General features: G+C 49.6%; 6 protein-coding genes and 1 pseudogene. All 7 read right to left on the bottom strand.

The genetic code is table 11. The annotated features are described in order from the left end of the window. Positions 1-764 (bottom strand): 50S ribosomal protein L2 (gene rplB, locus ACKOVI_RS00505; RefSeq protein ID WP_509601761.1); only part of this gene is annotated, 764 nt, incomplete at its 3' end. A gap of 34 nt (positions 765-798) precedes the next feature. After that, entirely contained in the window at positions 799-1092 is a 294-nt protein-coding gene (rplW, locus tag ACKOVI_RS00500) for a 50S ribosomal protein L23 (protein ID WP_509601758.1), read from the bottom strand. Continuing rightward, positions 1092-1775 carry a 50S ribosomal protein L4 gene (gene rplD, locus ACKOVI_RS00495; protein WP_509601755.1) on the bottom strand — a complete coding sequence of 228 codons (684 nt, stop codon included), beginning with the start codon at positions 1773-1775 and terminating at the stop codon, positions 1092-1094. The genes rplW and rplD overlap by 1 nt, the downstream gene beginning before the upstream one ends. Positions 1776-1778: 3 nt before the next feature. Beyond that, the gene (rplC, locus tag ACKOVI_RS00490; RefSeq protein ID WP_509601752.1) at positions 1779-2477 is read right to left on the bottom strand and encodes a 50S ribosomal protein L3; all 699 of its coding nucleotides are present in this window, start codon (positions 2475-2477) and stop codon (positions 1779-1781) included. 17 nt (positions 2478-2494) lie between these two features. Continuing rightward, on the bottom strand, positions 2495-2803 hold the full coding sequence (gene rpsJ / locus ACKOVI_RS00485) for a 30S ribosomal protein S10 (protein ID WP_017955300.1): 309 nt from the start codon (positions 2801-2803) through the stop codon (positions 2495-2497). A gap of 123 nt (positions 2804-2926) precedes the next feature. Next, a complete protein-coding gene (gene tuf, locus ACKOVI_RS00480; RefSeq protein WP_509601750.1) occupies positions 2927-4120 on the bottom strand; it encodes an elongation factor Tu in 1194 nt (397 codons plus the stop codon). A 67-nt stretch (positions 4121-4187) separates the two neighbouring features. Further along, a pseudogene (gene fusA, locus ACKOVI_RS00475) lies at positions 4188-4401 on the bottom strand (elongation factor G); the annotation flags it as partial.

Below are 4401 nucleotides of genomic sequence, written 5' to 3'. Positions count from 1 at the left end.
CCTTCAGGCTTACCCCATGGAGTCACTGGGTGACGTCCACCAGAGGTCTTACCTTCACCACCACCGTGTGGGTGATCTACTGGGTTCATAACAACACCACGAGTAGTTGGACGAACACCTAACCAGCGCTTACGTCCAGCTTTTCCGTAGTTAATGTTTGCTTGTTCTGCGTTTCCAACTTCACCAACAGTTGCGCGGCAACGAACATCAACGTTACGAATTTCGCCAGATGGCATACGAAGTTGTGCGTATGGGCCATCCTTTGCAACCAACTGAACTGATGCACCAGCTGAACGAGCGATCTTCGCTCCTCCACCTGGACGAAGTTCAATTGCGTGAACTGTTGTACCTACTGGAATATTGCGAAGTGGCAAGTTATTGCCAGGCTTGATATCTGCCTTTGGACCGTTCTCAACTGTTGCACCCTGAACTAACTTGTCAGGAGCGATGATGTAACGCTTTTCTCCATCTGCATAGTGAAGAAGAGCGATGTTCGCTGAACGGTTTGGGTCGTATTCGATATGAGCGACCTTTGCTGGGACGCCATCCTTATCGTTACGCACGAAGTCAATGAGACGGTAAGCGCGCTTGTGTCCACCACCCTGGTGGCGAACAGTTACACGACCCTGATTGTTACGGCCACCCTTTGAGTGAATTGGGCGAACGAGTGACTTTTCAGGAGTTGAGCGTGTGATCTCTGCAAAATCTGAAACAGATGCTCCACGCTGACCTGGTGTGGTCGGCTTAAGTTTGCGAAGTGCCATTTATGGTTTCCTCTCTTTAAGGTCCTATCTCCAATTAGGAGACAGGTCCTCCGAAGATGTCGATACGGTCGCCAGCGGCCACATGAACGATTGCTCGCTTTGTGTCTTTGCGCTTTCCATCACCAAAACGTGTGCGCTTGTTCTTTCCTGGGCGGTTGAGTGTGTTAACACTGACAACCTTTACACCGAAGACTTTTTCAACAGCGATCTTGATCTCTGTCTTATTTGCATCTGGTGAAACTAGGAATGTGTACTTATTTTCATCTAGCAATCCGTAGCTCTTCTCAGAGACAACTGGTGCTAGCAAAATGTCGCGGTAATCCTTCATTATGCAGATACCTCACTTTCGCGTGCGACTGACTTAACAGACTTCACAGATGTTTTTGCAGCCGTCTTAATCTTGAGGAAATCTTTGATCGCTGCTTCTGAGAAGACAACGTCATCGCTCTTCAAGATGTCGTATGCATTGAGCTGATCTGGAACGAGGAGGTGAAGGTTCTCTGCATTGCGAAGTGAACGCCATGCGAGATCTTCTGTGCGAGATACAACAACCAAGAGGTTCTTGCGCTCTGAGAATTGACGAACTGCTGAAAGCGCTGCCTTTGTTGAAGGAGCGTTTGCAATCTGATCAAGGACGTGAAGACGATCATTGCGCTGACGATCAGAGAGAACTCCACGGAGTGCTGCTGCAATCATCTTCTTTGGTGTGCGCTGTGCATAGTCACGTGGACGAACTGCATGTGCTGCACCACCACCGCGCTGAAGAGGAGCACGGACAGAACCCTGACGAGCACGACCTGTTCCCTTCTGCTTGAAAGGCTTCTTACCTGAACCAGAAGTTTCACCACGGTTCTTTGCCTTCTGTGTTCCCTGGCGTGCTGCAGCGAGCTGCGCTGTAACAACCTGGTGAATCAGAGGAATATTTGTCTGAGCGTCGAAGATATCTGATGGCAGATCAACTGATCCAACCTTCTTACCTTCTGCGTTCTTGACTTCGAGTGTAAGCGCCATGGCTTATGCACCTGCCTTTACTGTCTCGACAACTGCCTTCTTCGCAGCTGAGCGGATGAAGACAAGGCCTCCATCAGTACCTGGAACTGCGCCCTTGATGAGAAGCAAGTTGCGCTCTGCATCGACGCCAGCGACGATGAGGTTTTGGGTAGTGATCTTCTCGTTACCCATACGACCCATCATGCGCATTCCCTTGAAAACGCGACCTGGTGTAGAACATGCACCGATTGAACCGGGCATACGGTGCTTACGGTCAACACCGTGAGATGCACCAATACCACCGAATCCGTGGCGCTTCATAACACCAGCAGTTCCCTTACCTGTTGAAGTACCTGTTGCATCAACAATGTCTCCAACTGCGAAAGTTGTAGCGCCGACTTCCTGGCCGATTGTGTAATCAGCTGCTGAAAGTGTGCGGAGTTCTGCAATGCTGCGACGAGGAGTGACGCCAGCCTTTGCAAACTGTCCAGCCTGTGGCTTATGAACCTTCTTTGGATCGATCGCGCCGAAACCGAGCTGAACAGCTGAGTAGCCATCCTTCTCAGGTGTGCGAAGACCGGTAACGATGCATGAATCTACAGAGACCACAGTTACTGGGATCATCTTGTTCTGTGCATCAAAAATTTGTGTCATGCCAAGCTTCTTACCAAGAACGCCCTTGATGGACGAACCGTAAGACTGAGTTACAACTGTATGTGCCATTAGTTTTCGTCCTTTCCTTAGAGCTTAATCTCGATGTCGACGCCAGCTGGCAAGTCGAGGCGCATCAATGAATCAACAGTCTTAGGTGTTGGATCAATGATGTCGATGAGGCGCTTATGTGTGCGCATCTCGAAGTGCTCGCGGCTGTCCTTGTACTTGTGAGGAGAGCGAATCACGCAATATGTGTTCTTCTCTGTTGGTAGCGGCACTGGACCCGCGACGGTTGCACCTGTGCGCTCGACTGTCTCAACGATCTTCTTCGCTGATGAATCGATTACCTCATGGTCATACGCCTTGAGTCGAATGCGGATCTTTTGTCCCGCCATGTGAATCTCCTCTTTACTAATTCTTTAGTACTGCTTCGGTAAATTTAATTTTCAATCTTCACTGCACAAACTTTGTTTTAGTGGCGGCGGTTATAAGGCCGCCGCCACTTCAACGTAAGTTGCTTACTTCTTGATCTTTGTAACGCGACCAGCACCTACTGTGCGGCCACCTTCGCGGATAGCGAAGCGAAGACCATCTTCCATAGCGATTGGCTGGATGAGAGTTACTGACATCTCAGTGTTATCGCCAGGCATAACCATTTCTGTGCCTTCTGGAAGTGTTACAACACCAGTTACGTCAGTTGTACGGAAGTAGAACTGTGGACGGTAGTTGTTAAAGAATGGAGTGTGACGTCCTCCTTCATCCTTTGAAAGGATGTAAGCAGAAGCTTCGAACTCTGTGTGAGGTGTGATTGAACCTGGCTTAACAACAACCTGGCCACGCTCAACATCTTCACGCTTTGTTCCACGGAGAAGAAGTCCGACGTTCTCGCCAGCCTGTCCTTCGTCGAGGAGCTTACGGAACATTTCAACGCCTGTAACAGTTGTCTTCTGTGAATCCGGACGGATACCGACGATTTCAACTTCTTCGTTAACCTTGACGATACCGCGCTCGATACGACCTGTGATAACAGTTCCACGACCTGTGATTGTGAAAACGTCTTCAACTGGCATAAGGAATGGCTTGTCGATTTCGCGAGCAGGCTGTGGAATGAATGTATCAACAGCATCCATGAGCTTCATGAGCTGATCTGCCCAGTGAGCATCTCCCTCAAGAGCCTTAAGTGCTGAGATACGGACGATAGGTGTGTCATCGCCTGGGAACTCGTACTTAGAGAGAAGTTCACGAACTTCCATCTCAACGAGCTCAAGGATTTCCTCATCGTCAACCATGTCTGACTTGTTAAGTGCAACAACGATTGATGGAACGCCAACCTGACGTGCAAGGAGAACGTGCTCCTTTGTCTGTGGCATTGGTCCGTCTGTAGCTGCAACAACGAGGATTGCTCCGTCCATCTGTGCAGCGCCTGTGATCATGTTCTTGATGTAGTCAGCGTGACCTGGGCAGTCAACGTGTGCGTAGTGACGCTTCTCTGTCTGGTACTCGATGTGAGCGATAGAGATTGTGATACCGCGCTGACGCTCTTCAGGAGCCTTATCGATCTGATCGAAAGGTGTGAATGGGTTTACATCAGGGTACTTGTCGTGCAAAACCTTTGAGATTGCTGCAGTAAGAGTTGTCTTACCGTGGTCAATGTGACCGATGGTGCCGATGTTTACGTGCGGCTTTGACCGCTCGAATTTCGCCTTTGCCATTTGTTTCCTCTTTCGTTATTGGATGCTTTGCTATTAGGGATTGTGCTTTTTATTAGGGATTAACGAATTATTCGCCGCGAACCTTCGCAACGATTTCCTTCATTACATTGCCGGGAACTTCAGCGTAAGAATCGAATTCCATGCTGTAGCTCGCGCGACCTTGTGTTCTAGAGCGGAGATCGCCGACATAACCGAACATCTCCGACAATGGAACTAGCGCCCTAACAACGCGGGCACCTGACCGCTCGTCCATGGCCTGAATCTGACCACGACGACTATTG

Origin of the sequence: Candidatus Planktophila sp., from assembly GCF_046070465.1 — a bacterium.
Classification (GTDB): Bacteria; Actinomycetota; Actinomycetes; order Nanopelagicales; family Nanopelagicaceae; genus Planktophila.
This window is presented reverse-complemented; position numbering and strand designations above follow the sequence as displayed.

Excerpts from the sequence above, each read along its gene's own strand:
- rplC (WP_509601752.1), bottom strand. The coding sequence starts at position 2,477 with ATGGCACATACAGTTGTAACTCAGTCTTACGGTTCGTCCATCAAGGGC.
- tuf (WP_509601750.1), bottom strand. The coding sequence starts at position 4,120 with ATGGCAAAGGCGAAATTCGAGCGGTCAAAGCCGCACGTAAACATCGGC.
- rplW (WP_509601758.1), bottom strand. The coding sequence starts at position 1,092 with ATGAAGGATTACCGCGACATTTTGCTAGCACCAGTTGTCTCTGAGAAG.
- rplD (WP_509601755.1), bottom strand. The coding sequence starts at position 1,775 with ATGGCGCTTACACTCGAAGTCAAGAACGCAGAAGGTAAGAAGGTTGGA.
- rpsJ (WP_017955300.1), bottom strand. The coding sequence starts at position 2,803 with ATGGCGGGACAAAAGATCCGCATTCGACTCAAGGCGTATGACCATGAG.